The organism is Okeania sp. (assembly GCF_035285525.1).
GTDB lineage: Bacteria > Cyanobacteriota > Cyanobacteriia > Cyanobacteriales > Microcoleaceae > Trichodesmium.
This window is the reverse complement of record NZ_JAYKGW010000135.1, coordinates 1-18,655: the sequence shown is the minus strand read 5'-3', so window position 1 is coordinate 18,655 and position 18,655 is coordinate 1. Positions and strand designations below refer to the sequence as shown.

Sequence of the window (18,655 nt, the reverse complement as noted above, 5' to 3'; positions counted from 1 at the left end):
CTACCTTATGAGTTTTGGTTTGATCTGAACCTTATTAAAATATATCTGTATGATTTACCCAAAGAAACTCGCTTTGTAAAATAAATTTTATATATAATATATTTTAATAATAGACATTAGAAAAAAACCGTTCATAGGTATGGTATTAGTAAGTTCTATCATCTGGTTTAATAAATAAATTTAGTATGAAAAATTATGCTTCTGTGTTAAAAAGTTTCATGGATAAACGAAGTATTTCCAACTTAAAAGAATTAAGTCAAAAAGCTGGAGTTTCTGAACTACAAATTATTCGTTTACAACGTGGGTTAGCATCACGAATGCCAGTAGATATTTTACTCAAAATTAGTCAGGCATTAGGAATAACTTTAACAGAACTATTGACTAATTTTGCACCTGAACTTACTCAAAGATTACCAGAAACTTCCACCTCAGCATTAGAACAAAAATATAATAATATCCAGAAAGAATTAGAGCAACAAAAAAAATTTTTAATGCAAGAGTTTCAGCAGTCTAGTTTAGGAATATTAGAATCTTGGCTACAACAATGGCCCACTGTTGTTGAGAAAGCAAAACAAAACCCCAGTTTAGCAGCAGTCAAAATATTACCTTTGTTACGTCCAGTAGAAAAACTAATGGCAGAATGGAATGTAGAATCTATTGCTACTGTTGGAGCAGAAGTTCCTTTTGACCCCCAGTTACATGAACTGATGGACGGGTCTGTACAGAAAGGAGAAATGGTAAAAATTCGTTACACTGGCTATAAACAAGGGGATAAACTGCTATTTCGCGCGAAAGTAAGTCCTATAAGGTAAGAATTTAGAATTTAGAATTTAGAATTTAGAATTGAAGCAACTATTCAGGTGGTGGGATTGACAAATAATCATATATATTTCTGGCCAAGAAATTAGGAATTAGTTGAGATATATTTGGACTCAACCTAAGTAATGAGCTATACTGGGCTAAGTGTCTTAATGCTAAGAATTATTCTAAAAAAATGAGCAATCGTGTTGTTAAATATATTGACCCCTCTGGTATTTTAGACGGTACTAAAGCTACTTCATTTCGCCAAGAGATTAGCGAACAAGTTGATGCCGGGGCTGATGTTATTGTGATAGATTTTAAAGAAGTAACTTTTATGGACAGCTCCGGTTTAGGCGCTTTAGTTTTAGCTCTTAAAACTGTTCGTGCTGCTGGATGTCAGTTAGTTGTATGTTCTATTAATGAACAGATTAGAATTTTGTTTGAACTAACCAGTATGGACAGAGTTTTTGAAATATTTCCTAACCGAGAAGAATTTGAAAAAGCAACTATTGAAACTAATACAAATCTTCAACATCAAAGCAAATCCTAAAATTTATAAAAAATAGGTATCTTAGATTTTAGAATAGTTATATATCTCCATTCAATAATTAATAATTAGGGTTTGCTGATTGATCGGGAACCGTAAAAGTCTTTTTGCCCTTGGTAGGGAGTAGGGAAGAGTCAAGAAGAATCAGGAGTTCTAGAGGACATACTTTAAGGAGCCAAAACCTTGTACTTTTTTAATGTCTAAAAAGACTCAAACCTTTATCTGTAAAGACTTTGAAATTTAATCAGCCAGCCCTAATCAGGGTTTGCTGATTGATCGGGAACCGTAAAAGTCTTTTAGTTAAGAAAGGGAAGAGAGAACAGTTTAGAGTATCTTCTACTTTGAACCTGAGCTACCTAAAAGGTGGTACTTTATTAGTATCTGAAAAGGCTAAATTTTTTACCTGTAAAAGGTTTCATAATTAATCAGCCAGCCCTAATTACCTCTTCTTATAAAAAAAGAGGATTTGCTAAAAAGAATTTTTGCTTTTTTATCCATGAATGGAGAGCCTTTATACCTTGATTTTTCGGTAAATAGGAAATAATAATTAGAGGAAAATAATTGATAATTTCTCTAGAATAATTCATTTTATTTTGGATTATTTGGAGATATCTGAAGTAGATTAGATATTCCTCTATAAATCTCTCATACGCCAGAAGAAAAGCTAATATATCTGTAAATAATGAGTCTTTCAATGCTAAATTTTTTAATCTAAGAAACCTAAAAATTTGCAGTTTTTAATATCCTAAATTGAACTTAACTTTTGCATAGCTTGATGAGAGAGAGATAGGTTAACCAAACACAACTTTGAGTAAAGAAAAATCATCACTAAAAACCTTACTACCATTTAACTCTCTTACATAATCTAATATCTTATCCAGGTTACAAAAACCATTTCTACTACATTCTAAAATTAGATTAATGTAATTATCTATACCCCAAATATCACCTCCAGGTTGAGGTATTTCATAGACACCATCACTAAATATATATAGAGAGCTGAACTTTTCCACAATACAAAAATCATCCATATAAGTAGCATCTGGAAACATACCAATAGGCATTCCCAGAGTTTTCAATTTATTAGCTTGAGTAAGCTCACCATTACCCGAAACTAAAATAGCTGGTGGATGACCCGCACTAGAATAAATTAATTGACCTTGAGAACGATTATACACACCATACCAAATAGTAAAATATTTATCATTTTCATTAGTTATCTGATAAGTATTATTTAAAGCTCTAAGTACATCACTAGGTTGATGATAATTGATATGAGGTATGGCCTTTGACCTCAACAAATTCAAGACCGAAACCGAAGGAAGTGCAGCTCGTAAACCATGACCTGCAACATCTAATAAATATATAGCTAAGTAATTTTCATCTAACCAATAATAATCAAAACAGTCTCCTCCTAACTGCCGAGAAGGAATAAACAGGGATTCAATTTTTACTGGTTCTGTTATAGACTCTGGTAGGAGAGAACGTACATAGTCAGCAGCTTCAGCTAATTCTTTTTCTAGTAGTTGCTTTTGAGTCTGTAAGTCTTGAGAAAGCTGATGTAGTCTTAGTCCAGCTCTGACTCTAGCCTTCAGTTCATTCATTTCTATAGGTTTAGAAATAAAGTCATCCGCACCAGCATCCAGACCTTTGACTCTATTCTGAACCGTTCCTAAAGAAGTTAACAAAATAAAGAAAGTAGTGGACAAAGTAGGATTAGCTTTAACTTTACGGCATACTTCGATTCCCGTAAGTCGTGGCATTACCCAGTCACAAATAATCAAAGCAGGTTGTAGGAGTTTTGCTTTTTCCAAACCTTCTTCACCATCACTTGCTACTGTCACTTCATAACCCTGTTTTTGCAGAACTCTTCTCAGCAATTCTTGAATGGCAGTATCATCATCAATTACTAAAACTTTATATATCATGGACTTAGTTAAACGATTCAGTATTTCAGCTCAAGCCCACATAATAGTGAGTAGACTATTAGGAGTTTATAATTTTTATTATTTAGGGTTTGCTGATTACACTTAAAAAAATTGACAGATAAAGGTTTTAACCTTTCTAGACTAGGAAAAAGTCCTAGCTTTTCAACCGAAAAGCTCCTCAAGTGGGTATTTTAGAGTAATTATAGGAGAAAAATTAAGGGGATATAATCAAGGATCAACCTCCTATAAAATTTCCCATTCTTTTTGATTCTTAACTACTTCCTACTCCCTGTCTCAACCAAAAGATTTATTCAGCAAACCCTATTTACATAAACTTTATACATATACTCCATAATATAACCTAGAATATACCTGAAATATTATCTAAAATAATTTAAGAAGTGAAGTGTGACTAACGTGAAAAGCCCTGATAAATTACCAAAGTATCACGAATCTGATTTGCGAGTTCATTCAGACTTGGGAGAAAATGACAGAGTTTTGTCATGGTTTGAGGAATTGCATCAAGCACCAATTCCTAAGACAGTTTGGTTGCAGTGTGAACTAGCTTTAGCAGAAGGTTTTACTAATGCAATTCGCCATGCTCATAAATATTTGCCCAGAGATACACCTATAGATATTGAAGTTAGAATGTATTCTAACCATTTAGAAATTAGAATTTGGGATTATGGTCCGCCTTTTGACATGACAGAATGGTTCAAAGGACAACCAGAACCAGATATCTTTTCTCCTGGTGGACGAGGTATAAAACTTATGTATGCAATAGCAGACCATGTTAGTTATACTCGTACCTCCGATCGTCGTAACTGTTTGTTAATTGTTAAAAATTATTGGTTATATCCCCAAGTTAAAAATGAAAATTCTGATTTTGATAAAGTTTGAGTTTTGATAATAGGATTTGGGTGGGAAATAATTGATTTTATTTCTTAAGTGCTTATACAAAATTAATTGTATAAATACCAGTAAAATTAATTGCATGCTACTATTATATATCTCCAATCTTATCCAGAAATTATCAACTTTTTCTTATTAATCCCTACTCCCTACTCCATTCTTAAATGGATTTAGCCAAAGTAAAATTTCACGTTTCAGTTGATTTAAGTCCCGATAAATCTCTTGTTTGAACCATTGACCAATCGCGTCTATGGGAGTATATACTTTTCCTACAGACCAACTTAAGTCTTGACCTAAAGGTGTTAAATGGTTTCCTTTTAATTTCTTAACTGTAACCATATTGGGAAAACGTAGTCGTAATAGATCGTTCAAACGAAGAGTTTGATCTTGATCATCATTATTAAATTTAATCAATAAGTTGCGCCGAATTTTATAGTATTTTTGAATTAGGCTATTTGTTTCTTTTGGAGACGGAGTAAACTCTACATTCACGACAGAAGATATTTGTTCGGCCAAGGGTATGGCATCACGAACTGTAGAATTATTGAAAGATATGAGAATATTGCCTGCTCTTTCTATGGAAAATGAACTACCTATAAGAAGATGTAATTTACATCCCATACTATGGCCAATTCCATATATGGGTAAAGATTTTTTTTTGAGTATTCCACTTATATATAGTCGATCGAGACAACTATCAAAATCCCTAAGAATATTTTGAGCTATTTCTAAGTGATCTAAGGTATTGATAAAAGGAGTAGTTATGACTGCATAGCCTTGATTTGCCAGAACTTCCAATAAGGACCGATAAGTAACATGGGGTGCAGTCGCCACAAATGCTCCACCTAAAAAATGTATGATTGCTTGGGGGCGGGGAGGTATTAATACCCAATTACCAGAATTTTCTTGCCATTCCATAATTTAAAATTATAAATACTTTTTATTGACAATTACAAAATTTAGTGATATAGAACAATAATTTTACTTTAAATATAGCAATTATTAAAATTATTAAGTATAGTTATTTTTCTTTTTGTTGAGGTAGGGATTAGCAAGTAGGGAGCAGTTAAGAATCAAGATTAAGAGGAAATTGTAGAAGAGATAGTTGTTTATTAATAGCCCCTTAATTTTTCTTCCTTACGTTACCCTAAAATACTCACTTGAGGATTTTTTTTCACCGAAAAGTTGGTACTTTTTCTCTACCTAAAAACTCTAACATCTTTATTTTTCATTCTTTTTAGATTTAAAGAAGATTCCACTAGGTTTGAGGTACATCCAAGGGAACAAGATGCTCGTGAAACCAAATATTTAATTATTAATATCTGTACTTCTTAATTGCCCCATCACCCCTTTTAAGGGGATGAAAGAATTTTAACTTATTTCAAGCCTCCGACTAAATTCGGAGGTTCACTCTCTACTGATAACTGATAACTTAATAACTGAAATGACCCCATCTCCTTAAAAAGGCTTTTTCTGCAAACCCTAAATAGAGCGATCGCTTTGAAACACTCACCATTAAGAAAAAGAAAAATTAAAGGTGTGTTAAGAGGAAGTCAAATAGTTAGAAAACCCTTGACGTATAAGATTATAATCTTATAAGTGACTCTGAATGTAAATTAATAGTTTAGCATAAACTTAATATTAGTTTGAAGAAAAAATCTATGTCTGCTCAAAGTAAATTTTCTTGGCAAGAAAAGTTTAAGTATAGATTTGACAACTTTATGTCAAAGGGCGGTTTATCTGTATTTTTGGGATTAGTATCAGCTTTTTTTGGGGCATTTGTCGTAATGACAATTATACGCTTCCTCTCTGAGTTGATTTTTCCAAATGAAGAAAAAACGGATGTGCTTTGGGATGTATTTATACAACTCATTGGTCTGGGAGAGACGGGAGACGACGCAAATTTTGCTACTAAAGCTGTAGGGATATTAACGATTTTTCTGGGTTTAGTACTTTTCTCTAGTTTAGTGGCTTTTATTACCCAAGAATTTGAAGCACAACTAACTTTGTTGAAGAAAGGTAAAAGTTTAGTAGTGGAAAAAAACCATACTTTAATCTTAGGTTTTAGTGATAGAATTGTCGATCTTATTACTGAGTTAGTAATAGGAAATGAATCAGAATCTGATGCGGCAATTGTCATTTTATCAGAACGAGATAAAGAAGATATGGATGATTTCCTCCGGGAGAAATTAGGAGATTTAAAAACTACTAGGATAGTTACTCGTAATGGAGTAGTAACAAATATTAATAACCTGAATAAAGTTGGAGTTAAAGTTGCTAAGTCGGTAGTTATTTTAAATGATGCCAAAGGAATAGATGAAGAAGATGTGAGAAAGTTATCGGATGCTAGAGTTGTGAAAGCAATTTTAGCTACGGTAGCAGCTAATGAAAAGAAGAAAGATTTACCACCAATAATCGCTGAAATTCACTCAAACAAATATCGAACTTTAGCGAAAAGTATTGCTCCTGAAGCTGTAACAACTCTAAATGAAGCTGATATTTTAGCCAGAATTTTAGTTCAAACTTCACGTTCTATAGGGTTAGCAAAAGTATACTTAAATTTAGTTGGTTTTGCTGGAAATGAAGTTTATTTTTACCGTCCTGAAGGTGGTTGGCAAAATCTAACTTTTGGTAAATTACCATTTCGTTTTAATCAAAGTATTCCTTTGGGTGTGCGCACTAGAAATGGGGATGTAGTTATCAAACCAGATAGTAATTATCGGTTAACAGATACTGAAGAAGTAATTATTTTGGCAGAAGATGATTCAAAAATTCAACTTTCCAAAAGACCTTTAGCTAAACCTAAAGTATTAGGTTATGGTGACTTCAGAAAAACTTTTGACGGAGAAACTGAAAAACATTTAATTATTGGTTGGAACTCAAAAACTGCAACTTGTCTTCGAGAATATGCTAAATATGTACTTCCAGGTTCAGAAGTTAATTTAGTTACTCATCAATTCACACCGGAAATTAAAGCTAAGTTTTATGAAATTAGTCAAGCTTATCCTGAAGTTTCGATGGAATTTGAGGTTATTAATGTAGATGCTATTGCAGAACTTAAAAGTCTAGAACTACATAGGTATGACAGTATTTCTATTTTGTCTATTAAAGGTAAAAATCTAGAAGAAATTGATGCTAGAACTCTGACTATATTATTAGAAATTAAGCAAATATTCCGAGAATATGAGCAGGAAACTGGAAATAAGGTTAATACTGAATTAGTAGTAGAACTTGCTGATTCAGAAGAAACTGATTTAGTGGTTAAAGCGGGGGTTCAAGACTTCTTACTATCAGATCAATTTGTCTCGAAAATATTAGCTCAGGTGTCTCAAGAACCCAATGTAATGAAAGTCTACAATAATTTATTTTCGGCAGACGGTAGCGAAATGTATATTAAACCAATAGAGCTTTTTTTTCCTCCTCAAAAACTTGGTAAATTATCTTTTGCTGACTGTGTATTTGCAGCTCAATCTCGTGATGAAATTTGTCTGGGTGTGAGAATAGATTCTCAAGCTCAAGATAAAGAGAATAATTTTGGTATTTATCTAGCTCCTAGTTTAGATACTGAATTTACTCTAACTTCTAAAGATCAACTGATTACTATTTCTGAAGATCAAACCTAATTTCAGTTATAACGTTTTTTGTTGCCCGTGAGGTACATCTATCCCGGGCAAGATGCCTAAAATAATTTGACAATTCCAACAGCTCATTAAACCTTTATTTATTAATCCTTCTATAATTTAATTAGCAAACCCTATTTATTTGTCGAGGTTCATTATTTTATTGCTTTTAGGGAACAGGATTAATTTTAAGAATAATTTCATAAGGCTAATCACAGACTTACTGTAAAGTATTCAAATATAGTCATAAGAAATAATTTGTGAGAAAAAAATATTACAACTTATTTGGGATTGTTATAGTAGTTGTACAACAACAATAAAAAAGGAGATGTCGTGAGACTAATCATCACATTCTTGTTATCTTTTTTCCTCCTTTGCCAAAGTCCAGCTTTGGCTTTCTACAATCTTCCTGGAGATTTTACCATGAATAATTGTGAAGCTTATACTAGCATCAAAAAGAAAAGTGAACCTGTGACTTTGGAACCAGGAAAAGTTTACCAAGCTCTCGGACTAAATAAAGAATCTGGAGATTATATTTCTATCAAAGTAGGCAACCAAAATAAATGGATTAACAAAAACTGTGGTCAATTTAATCCTACTATGAAAAGTAGCAATGAAACTCAAAATAGCGAAGCACAAGAAAGTAGCTATCAAGAGATAATCATAACAGAAGAAAACAAAATTGTAGCAAGTTGTCCTCCTCAAGGTTGTGCAGAAGAGTATGTACTTGCTATTAGTTGGCAACCCAGTTTTTGTCAGGGAAAGCAAGACAAAATAGAATGTATTTCCCAAACTGAAGACCGCTTTGATGCAACTAATTTTACTTTACATGGTTTATGGCCTGATAGAATTAACTATTGTGGGGTTTCTTATCAAGATATCAATGATTCTAAATATAGAAATTGGGATGATTTACCAAGTTTAAATTTGGATGAAGAAACTACTTCTGAATTAGAAATAGTTATGCCTGGTAAGCAGTCTTATTTACATCGTCATGAATGGATTAAACATGGTACTTGCGATGGTCGAAATGAGGATACTTACTATGACATTTCTATAGATTTATTGAATGATGTTAATACTTCAAAAGTACAAGACTTATTTGCAGCAAATATTGGCAAAAGAATTACTCGTTCTCAAATTGAAACAGCTTTTGATAATTCTTTTGGAAAAGGTGCAGGAGAAAGTGTGAAGATTAGCTGTAATGATGGGTTAATTACTGAACTGCAAATTAAAATGCGCAGACCTTTACTTGGGGAAAAATTAGCAGATGTTTTGGTGCCAAGAAGTGGAAGTTCTTGCAGTAGTGGAATAGTTGATCCAGTCGGTTTTTAGAAGCTATTATTTTCAATAATTAACAATTAGTAATTATCTAAGCATTCCACAATAAATGCTTACATAATTACCTCTTTTGCTCTATGAATAGAGAGGCTTTATACCTTAATAATTTTTTGGTAAAATTTTATATCAAATCTGGTAGCATCAGTGTAGAAAAGTATAGAAACCGGACTTATATAATTTTTCGGGAATCATCATCCCACTATTACTAATATTTGTCTCCAATAAAACCGGTTTCTAATAAGATTTCCATTGCCAAAGGATTTGATATTAAAACCTATTTAGGATTACTATAGTTCGTCAAAATTTGCTATTGATTTATATACTAATTGACCCTCCCACCTTAATTAACACTTGGCTTTTTTGCTCAAGTTTTATATTAAGAAAAACCTTGATAAAGCATAGACTTTTTGATAACTAATAACTGAAAAGCAAAGTGATGGTCTTGTGTATAATTTTTACTGGCTAAATCAACTACAATCATCAGACCAGGAAATAGTAGGGGAAAAAGCTGTTTATTTAGCTAACCTGATGGAAAAAGGTTATCCAGTTAACCCCGGTTTTGTCATGCCCGCAAATAGTTTATGGGAATTTTTAGAACATATTGATTGGTTAGATCCTTTATTAGCTGATTTTCCAAATTCTTCTTTACATTTTAATATTAATGACTATCAGCAATTACAACAGATTTCTCAATTAATTAATAACTATATTTTTGATACTAATTTACCACTTGATTTAGTCGCATCTTTAACATCTGCAATTAATAATCTTAATACCCAAGTCTTAATTTTTCAGCCTTATTTAGCTTCTCCTAATTTGGAAACTTTTGGAATATTAGAATTAACAATTTGTCAAGCTAAATCAGAAGAATTTACTCTAGCAATTAAACAAGTATGGTCAGAATTTTTTAAGGCTAAAAGTTTATTATATTGGCATAGTCACCAAGTTTATATTCAACAACTTCGCCCAGTAATTTTAGTACAACCTTTACAGTCAGCGATCGCTTCAGGAACGATTCAAGTTTGGGCAGATAATTATTGGGAAATTAAGGCAACTTATGGTTTAGGAATATCTATGGAACTGGGGAAAGTTATTCCGGACTGTTATCTAATTTCTGGGGAAAATCATACTGTAAAAGACAAAAAATTAGGGAATAAAGTTATAGCTTATAACCTCGATCAAGCTATTATGAAAGTAAGCTATACTAATATCTGGCAAGAAGTTTATCATCCTCAAATACCTATTTCTGATAATTTACCAGCACTGCAAGTTTTTTCTTTGCCAGAAAATCTACAAAAAGAGTTTGTTTTAGGAGATAATTATCTCGAATTGTTATTGGAATTAACTCAGAAAATAAGCAATAATTTCCCGATTGATTTTTCTTTGAAATGGAGTTTATTTAAAACAGATAATGATGCTGAACCTCAATTATTAATTACGGATTTTCTGAAACTACAAAAAGACCATAAAAATTTAGAAAATTTATCTAATTCGACAACAGAATCAAAAAAACAATCTCTTGAAAATAGTGATATTTCTATTATTAAAGGTATCGGTACATCAGCCGGAAAAGTAACAGGTAAAGCTATCGTTATTCAGGGTTTAATTCCACAATTAAAAGAAATTCCTCAAGGAGCAATTTTAGTTGTTTCGGCAGTTATTCCTAGTTATTTGCCATTATTAAAAAATGCTGCTGGAATTATTTCTGAACAAGGTGGTATTACCAGTCATGGTGCAATTTTAGCCAGAGAAATTGGGATTCCTGCCATTGTGGGAGCTGCTAATTCTACTCAGATAATTAAAACAGGTAATTATTTATTAGTTAATGGCAATAATGGAGAAGTACATCTGATAAAAGAACAAAGAAATCATCCTCAAACATTGGATATAGAAGTAGGGAAAAATTCTCTTCATTCTCAAAACTTTTTTCCCATTGGCAGTAAATTATTTGTGAATATTAGTCAAATTAATTCAATTAAAAAAGCGCAAAATTTACCCATAGATGGAGTAGGATTATTACGGTCAGAATTAATGGCAATTGAACTATTAGAAAATCATCATCCTTTATGGTGGATAGAAAAAGGTCGTCAATCAGAATTAATAGATTTAATGGTACAGCATCTAACTAAATTTGCTGCTGCTTTTGCTCCCAAACCAGTTTTTTATCGTTCCCTTGATTTGGTACTCTTTAATTCTAATTATTCTAGAAATCAAGATAATCAGTTTAGCCAAAATATTCATCCCCAAAATCTCAATCAAGAATTAAATTTGTCTGACCAAACTAATTATTATAATCCTATATTAGGGAAGCATGGCACATTTAGTTATATGCTAGAACCAAGTTTACTAGATTTAGAAATAAATATCTTATCTAAAGTACATAAATTAGGTTATAATAATGTCAATTTAATTTTACCTTATGTACGTTCTGTAGAAGAATTTCAATTTTGTAGAAATCAAATTGAAACCAAATGGAAAGATAAACCAAATCATTTTCAAATTTGGATTATGGCAGAAGTACCATCAGTTTTATTCTTATTACCTGAATATGTAAAAGCAGGTGTACAAGGTATTGCTATTGGCACTAATGATTTAACACAATTACTATTAGGAATAGACCGAGAAAAAGAAGAAATTAAAAATGTTTTTGACGCTCGTCATCCAGCAGTAATGAGAGCAATCCAAAAATTAATTTCTCAAGCAAAAATTGCTGGTATTCCTTGTTCTATTTGCGGTGATGCTCCTGCTTTATATCCAGAAATAATAGATGATTTAGTTCGGTGGGGAATTACTTCTATTTCTGTTAATATAAATGCTGTTCAACAAACTTATCAAGCGATCGCTCGTGCCGAACAACGTTTGATTTTAGAAGCAGCTAGACTAAATAATTAATAATTAAACCTAGCTAATCATAATCCAGCAAAACTTGTACCCATTTAGGAGGTCTAGGAATAGAATTTCCTATCCTGTCTAGTAACAATAAAGCCACCAAATGAACAACAAACAAATAGATAATATTATTCACCAAAACCACGATTAAAGCCATCACTTGAACTAATACTAAATTTGGTTGAGCTAATAACCCTAATTTAATAAATCCCCATTCTAATAATTCTGTAACTTGTGTAGTTAAATATATCCATAAATCTCGCCCTAACAAAATCGAAAGTAACCAAAGTCGAAAAAAGAAACCAACAGAACCAAGAAGAGAACCTAAACCAATAGAAACTAACCAACTTCCCCTTCGCTTCCACACCGCTCCTAACATTACCCCCATTAAAGCAAAAGGAATTACAAATAAAATACTACGAGTTGGCCCCATAAGCACAGATAAAAGTAATCCTGATACTGTTGCACCCATCCAAGATGCACGATTTCCCCATCTTAAGTAAAGTAAAGCAATTGGTATGGGAAAAAAAATCTTTAATAACGGTCCTATGGGAAAATAATAGTTGATAAACCAAATCAGGCTGGCGGTACTGGCCAAAAAAGCTGTTTCTACTAGAGCGATCGGTTTATCTTCTCTATAACTTGATGGTTGTTTGTCGTCTGAAGTTGTTTTCACAGATTTGGTTTAGATTAAAAATTCAATTATTAATTATTAATGATTAATTATTAATTATCAATTATTTAAACAAGTGTACGTTCTAAAGAGATAACATCGGGAATACATAAAGTGTCGCGATCGCGCTTAATTAATAATTTTTTCTCTAATTTACTTAAGACTCTAGTTACAGTTTCTCTAGCCAAACCACTCAAACTACTTAATTCTCTATGAGGCAAATTAGGAATTTCTATTCCATCTGGAGAAGCTATACCTTGGCTTTCTGCAAGAAAGAGTAAAATATCTGCAACTCTTGCTTGAGCATCTGCTTCTCGTAATCTGAGTCGTCGATTTACCTGTCGTAAACGTCTGGCCATTAATTGAGCTAATCTAATTCCTGCTATGGGTTCAGTCTGAATAAGATGGGCAAAATCTTGAGCTGGCATATTACCAATTAAAGTAGGAGCTAAAGTAATTACATCAGTAGAGCGAGGTACTTCATCTAAAGCTGCCATTTCTCCAAATACTTCTCCTTTGCCCAGAATATTCAATGTTACTTCTTTACCATCTAAATTATAGGTACGAATTTTTACCCATCCATCTAAAATGAAGTATACTGAAGTACCCCAATCATTTTCCAATAGGATCACCTGGTTTGGTGGATGTTGACGGCTAACTAAATGAATTATTGCTTTTTCTAATGCCTCTCCTGGTAAGCCGTCAAAAAATGGGGTGGACAGCATTAATTGTTTAATATTTGACTGGGTGTCTTGAGCTTGCCTATCTTCCATGAGATTATATGTTTTACTAATTAGGGCAGGAGATTTAGCCTGGAGGTCATTTCAGTTATCAGTTATCAGTGAACCTCCGACTCAGGTCGTAGGCTTGAAATGCTGATGAGTTAAATATTTCTCTTGGTCTATTAGATATGGTTAGGGAACCCATCCATCTCTCGACTACTTTTTTATCCCCTTAAAAGGGGAGGCTTTAGACCTGATTTTTTGGTAAATTTTAAATAATTAAAATAAGTTTTTTGAGATTTCTCGTTTAGCATATGGATGTACATGATTAGCAATACTAGGCAAATCTATAATAACTAATCACTCAAAGCCATTATTTCAGGTTGATACAACTGTAGAGTTTATTCTCATTGTTATTTTCAGCAACCAACTTGACTATAAATATATTATGTGGTAAACCAAATCTGGTTATATTATAGTGATCGGCATTTAGCTTAGAATATAATTTTAGCTATGAGAGTAATGATACTGTTTTCTTGTCGCTTAAGCCTAATTATTTTAACTAATAATGTAGATAGGCGTTAAAATTTATCGTATTTATGAAGGTAAGAGGCATAAAGTATAAGGTAAATAGGACGTAAAAGGGAATAAGTTTCAGAGCCACTTTACTTTTTTAGGACTTACACGGGAGGAACCCGGTTTCTACGATAAATCATTGTTTTGAGCAGCAATAATCTACCCTCGTACCGGGTTTCTGGGTTCACATGGCTTGAGTTCTGTTTTTGTGACATACTTATTTTTTTCCTACCTACATACTTATCATTATTGCTCTGATGATTAAATATCAAACCATTTAGACATAGAGGTTTGAAAAATTTTAGGTGTTGATTTATCGGGAACTCTAAAAGTCACCAGCTTTTTAGTTGATGGAGGGGAAAAAGTGAAGATTTTGGGGTCATTATGACAGAAAAACTAAAGGTGGATAGGACATGACCACCTCTTCTAGAACTTCCCGCTTCTCCTAACTCTTAACTACTCCCTACTCCCTACTCCTTACTCCCTATCCTTATTACTATATATAGCAATCTGCCCATTGGTTGTAACAATTCAAAAACGAGAAATCAAGACCAAAACTTTTACCCATGAACCATTGCCTTCCCAACTCCATACCAAAAATTAGCAAGATTTTTGACACGAATAAAATATGATTGCTATATCTCTAATTATCCATTAACAATTATCCATTAACAATTATCCATTATCCATAGATGACTAAGAGAGGTGGTATTCTTGAAGAAGCAAAATAATAACACAATTCAAGTAATAATCAAGGAGATAGATGAGGTACTCAATGATTCTAGTAACCAAAGTTCTCCTGAAATTCTCGTAGAAACACTAAAAAGAGCCAGAAAAATCTTACAGGAAATGTTAGATTATTTGGCTCAGGATGTAGATAAAACTTCTAATCTTAACTTATTTTCTGCTGACCAATCTTTAACTTCAGAAAACACTATTGACCTTCAGATTAAACAAAATCCACAACAAATAGAAGAGTTTTTTGCCACTATTAATCAGTATCTACGAGAAGACTTCAAAATACTCAAACAAAAACGACAAGCTCTCGAAGAAGAAATTAGACAACTTGAGCAGCGCCGACAAGAAAGTTATAGTTTAGCTCAACAATACAGTAAACAAGACCAGATTATTTCTGAATTTTCTCAAGCTTTATTGAGTCCAGTTAAAGAAGCATTATTGGAACATTTATCTAAGTTGACTATTCAGCATTCATCTTTTAGTCAAAGTATTAATACTGAAACTTCTAGAGTTCTGAAAATTTCCGAGCATAAACAAGAGAAAGTTTCTCATATTGAAAGTTCATTTATTGATGGTTCAAATAGTGAAGAAGAAGAAAATGATGTAGAAGATAATATTACTGATGAAAATTTACAAATTCAAAGGTTATCTCCTCAAATTGATGAATCACAAGAACCGGTAAATCAATTTGCATTACCTTATCCAGGTTATGAGTTTGTCAAAAAACAAGCTTCAGAATCAACAATCACAAAAACAGAAAAAAAATTTATCCTAGCAGATAAGTTAGATCATCAAGAATCTTCCCTCGAACCTCAATTTAATATCGATCAAAACCAAGATTTAGAAATACTTAAAAGCAACCAGCAGGAAAAAGAGAAAAGTGAGGGAAATGAAATCTTATCTCAGTTAGCACCTCCCACTTTTGAAGATAATTATACTGATAACCATAACTCTCAGAATCAAATTTTTACAACAGAAGATCAAGTACCAATAACTCCAGAATTACAGTTAGGTACATCAGAAAATGTAGAAAATGTAGAAAGTCCGGAAATGCTAGAATCTCTGAGCAATTTATTTGGAGATCTAGAGGTCGATAAAGGATTAACTAAGCAAATAGTTACTAATAGCAAAAATCAACAAAGTCTCACTAACTCAATAGAGAAATTAGAACCAGATAGATATATTAAGTATACTAAGGAACCTTTGACACAAAGTCTTTTACCAGAAGGACCTGATAGAAAACTTAATGAACTATTATTAGATACTAAAACCCTAGAATATTTGTCTTCTGATTTAGAAAGTTTAGAAGAAATTAATGTAGATGAATCAATAGATAATTCAGATACAACTGAATTGCAAATAGTAGAAGACCAGGAGCAAGATTTAACAGAAAATAATTATGAATTTTCTGATAATAGTTTGGTTATTACTTCTGAACCAGAATCAACTAACTTGGAAGATTTATTTAGGGATGTTGATGATATTTCCCAAAAATTAACTACAAGTAACCAGGAAAATATCTCTAGTTCAGAAGAAAATACAGAAAATGAAATGACTCTAGATGATATTTTAGATAGCTTAAAAAATACAACCGAAGAAGAAGAAGAATTGACAGAAATAGATAATGAAGAATTTTTAGCCCTAGAAAACCTAATTCAAAATTTATCAAATTCTGAAAAGAAAAATTGAGCCGATTAAAAATGGAAACAGATACAACACAAACAAGTTTATCATGGCATTTAGGAATTGACTTTGGTACTACTGGAATTTCCGCAGTATTATTTAATCACAGTAGTGGCAAAATTTATCCTCTTTATTGGGAGCTAGTAAAAGTTAAACCAGAATTAGATATTATTAAAATTAATCAAGAGTTTATTCTCTCTACCAAAACAGTTAAAAATGGTTTTAATTCTACCAAAAAAATATATAGACTACCATCAATTATTTATGTTGAAAATTTACAACAAAAATCTTTATTACTAGAAAACTTTAAGCCTAGTTTAAAAGTTGCCATACCTTACATTTCAATTAAACTTAAAAAACAAAAGTTACTAGGTAAACCAGAAGGAACTTTTCTCCTAGCTCCTAATTTTTCTCCAACAATCTCCCATGAACCTATTTTACAATGGTCTGAACAACATCAAATTCCTTTAAGCTTAGTTAAACAGGGATTAGTAACTTTATTGAAGACTTTTCGCCCTCCAAATAATTTCCCGAACTTGACTTCTATGATTGAGAAAGAAACTAAGACAAAGATTATTATTAATGATTATATTTGTGGTGCGGTGGGGTTGGAACATAAAACTTTTGTCTCAGCTATGGCAGAATTAAAATCTGTAATTATGGGTTCTCCTGCTAGTTGGTCAGAAGCTTATCGCTTTAATCTACGAGAAGCAGTTTTAGAAGCAGGTTTAGTGAAAAATGTCAATCAAGTAATTGTAATTGAAGAAGCGATCGCTACAGCTTTAACAGAATTAAATTTAGTAACAGAAAATACAGAAAATTATGCCATTACCAAATCTAGACGGGAGAGAATTTTAATTATTAATGTAGGAGCAACGACAACAGAATTGACCTTAGTGACCTTACCAGAAAATGGGCAAAATTTAACTTACTCTAATTTCCATTGTCATAGTTTTGCTTATGGAGGCAATGCTTTAGATCAAGATATTATTTGTCAACTTTTACTAAAAGATGATACAATAGAAAATTTACCTAATAATGAAAAGAATCAGTCAGAATTAGGTCAAGTCTGGCCACGACCAGGATATCCAGATTTGTTAATTAGATATCAACTACAACAGTGGTTACACAGTTCATCTTATAGACAAGAATTATTAGTAACAGCTCATAATTTAAAAGTAATTTTGCCTGCCGAAAAAGAATTTACTGTGAATATAGATGATCAGATTAAATATTTACAAGAAAAAGATTTGAACACTAAAGTCTTAGAACCTTTTGTTCAACAATTGAATCAAGAGTTGAATAGTTTTTTCAGTAAAGTAGGAATATCTCCAGTAGGAATTAACCGTGCTATTTGTACTGGAGGAAGTGGTTGTTGGGGAGCGATCGCTAAATGGTTACGTCAAAAATTGTCGAATGCAATTATTATACAAGATGCCAAAGTTGAGCTAGAAAATCAAGAGTTAGAAGCCAATAATTCTTTATCTGAAATGGCAGAAATTAAACGAACTATTGGTAGAGTTGCTTATGGTTTAGCTACTTTAACTCTCTATCCAAAAATTGTAGATATATCTCAAGAACAATACAATGATTATTTTTTAATTTGGGAAATAATGGAAGTTTTTTCAGATTATCCTTTATCTGTAAAAGAAGTTTTTCAACTATTAGAAAAACGAGGGATAAATACTCGTGGTTGCAAAGAAAAAATCCAGACTATTTTAGCAGGGAAATTGCCTGATGGTTTAATTCCGGAGCCGGAAGATTTTATTTTATTCACTGAAGTTTCTCGACAAAATGATGATTATCAAATTTTGAAAAGAAAGCCTCTTTTTTCTCAGAAAATTGAGGATAGTAAATATGAGTTAAATTATGAACAAGCAGAATATTTACGGGAATATTTAAGTAAGTTAGTAGCTAATAGTAAGCAAAAATTAGAGGAACCTTTGATAATTAATAATTAATAATTTGGCTAGGAGTTTTTGCTCTTTTCTGATCTGATGGTAAACTTGATTTTCTAAAGCAACCAGATTTTTCCCATTATTAAACATTATTAAAGTTTTCCATTTATACCCTCTCAATAGGAAATTCCCACATTTTTATTTTCTGAAGCTCCTGAAAAAATTTCATATAGAAAAGAGGTTGCATCCTCAAGCAAATTGTGATATGATAGATATTACCTGGTGTTTATCGCCTATATGCATGACTTTTTATTCAATCAAGGTTAG

12 protein-coding genes are annotated in these 18,655 nt (G+C 32.1%); 8 read left to right on the top strand and 4 right to left on the bottom strand.

The genetic code is table 11. The features are described from left to right. Positions 1-185: 185 nt before the first annotated feature. Both grpE and VKJ25_RS12780 read left to right on the top strand, forming a co-directional pair. Positions 186-812 carry a nucleotide exchange factor GrpE gene (gene grpE / locus VKJ25_RS12785; protein WP_324237013.1) on the top strand — a complete coding sequence of 209 codons (627 nt, stop codon included), beginning with the start codon at positions 186-188 and terminating at the stop codon, positions 810-812. A gap of 182 nt (positions 813-994) precedes the next feature. Beyond that, the gene (locus tag VKJ25_RS12780; RefSeq protein WP_324237012.1) at positions 995-1,351 is read left to right on the top strand and encodes an STAS domain-containing protein; all 357 of its coding nucleotides are present in this window, start codon (positions 995-997) and stop codon (positions 1,349-1,351) included. A 788-nt stretch (positions 1,352-2,139) separates the two neighbouring features. Here VKJ25_RS12780 and VKJ25_RS12775 read toward each other — a convergent pair. Beyond that, complete coding sequence (locus VKJ25_RS12775; protein WP_324237033.1) at positions 2,140-3,273, bottom strand: PP2C family protein-serine/threonine phosphatase; 1,134 nt, start codon at positions 3,271-3,273, stop codon at positions 2,140-2,142. Positions 3,274-3,684: 411 nt separating this feature from the next. Between VKJ25_RS12775 and VKJ25_RS12770 the strand changes: the two genes are divergently transcribed. After that, complete coding sequence (locus VKJ25_RS12770) at positions 3,685-4,176, top strand: ATP-binding protein (RefSeq protein WP_324237011.1); 492 nt, start codon at positions 3,685-3,687, stop codon at positions 4,174-4,176. Between the two features lie 147 nt (positions 4,177-4,323). On the opposite strand, the gene VKJ25_RS12765 is transcribed toward VKJ25_RS12770, so the two are convergent. Then, on the bottom strand, positions 4,324-5,106 hold the full coding sequence (locus tag VKJ25_RS12765; RefSeq protein ID WP_324237010.1) for a DUF1350 family protein: 783 nt from the start codon (positions 5,104-5,106) through the stop codon (positions 4,324-4,326). Between the two features lie 743 nt (positions 5,107-5,849). Here VKJ25_RS12765 and VKJ25_RS12760 point away from each other — a divergent pair. From VKJ25_RS12760 to VKJ25_RS12750, 3 genes are all read left to right on the top strand, one after another. Further along, on the top strand, positions 5,850-7,811 hold the full coding sequence (locus VKJ25_RS12760) for a CASTOR/POLLUX-related putative ion channel (protein WP_324237009.1): 1,962 nt from the start codon (positions 5,850-5,852) through the stop codon (positions 7,809-7,811). A gap of 420 nt (positions 7,812-8,231) precedes the next feature. After that, positions 8,232-9,143 (top strand): ribonuclease T2, encoded by a 912-nt coding sequence (locus VKJ25_RS12755; protein ID WP_324237008.1) that lies wholly within the window; start codon positions 8,232-8,234, stop codon positions 9,141-9,143. 450 nt (positions 9,144-9,593) lie between these two features. Next, on the top strand, positions 9,594-12,041 hold the full coding sequence (locus tag VKJ25_RS12750) for a putative PEP-binding protein (RefSeq protein WP_324237007.1): 2,448 nt from the start codon (positions 9,594-9,596) through the stop codon (positions 12,039-12,041). 13 nt (positions 12,042-12,054) lie between these two features. On the opposite strand, the gene VKJ25_RS12745 is transcribed toward VKJ25_RS12750, so the two are convergent. After that, entirely contained in the window at positions 12,055-12,714 is a 660-nt protein-coding gene (locus tag VKJ25_RS12745) for a DUF2232 domain-containing protein (RefSeq protein ID WP_324237006.1), read from the bottom strand. A gap of 65 nt (positions 12,715-12,779) precedes the next feature. Further along, positions 12,780-13,484: a Crp/Fnr family transcriptional regulator gene (locus VKJ25_RS12740; RefSeq protein ID WP_324237005.1), complete on the bottom strand. Its 705-nt coding sequence runs from the start codon at positions 13,482-13,484 to the stop codon at positions 12,780-12,782. Positions 13,485-14,723: 1,239 nt separating this feature from the next. Between VKJ25_RS12740 and VKJ25_RS12735 the strand changes: the two genes are divergently transcribed. Continuing rightward, positions 14,724-16,436, top strand: a complete 1,713-nt coding sequence (locus VKJ25_RS12735; RefSeq protein WP_324237004.1) for a hypothetical protein — start codon at positions 14,724-14,726, stop codon at positions 16,434-16,436. 11 nt (positions 16,437-16,447) lie between these two features. Continuing rightward, positions 16,448-18,391 (top strand): hypothetical protein, encoded by a 1,944-nt coding sequence (locus VKJ25_RS12730; protein WP_324237003.1) that lies wholly within the window; start codon positions 16,448-16,450, stop codon positions 18,389-18,391. The last annotated feature ends 264 nt before the right edge of the window (positions 18,392-18,655 follow it).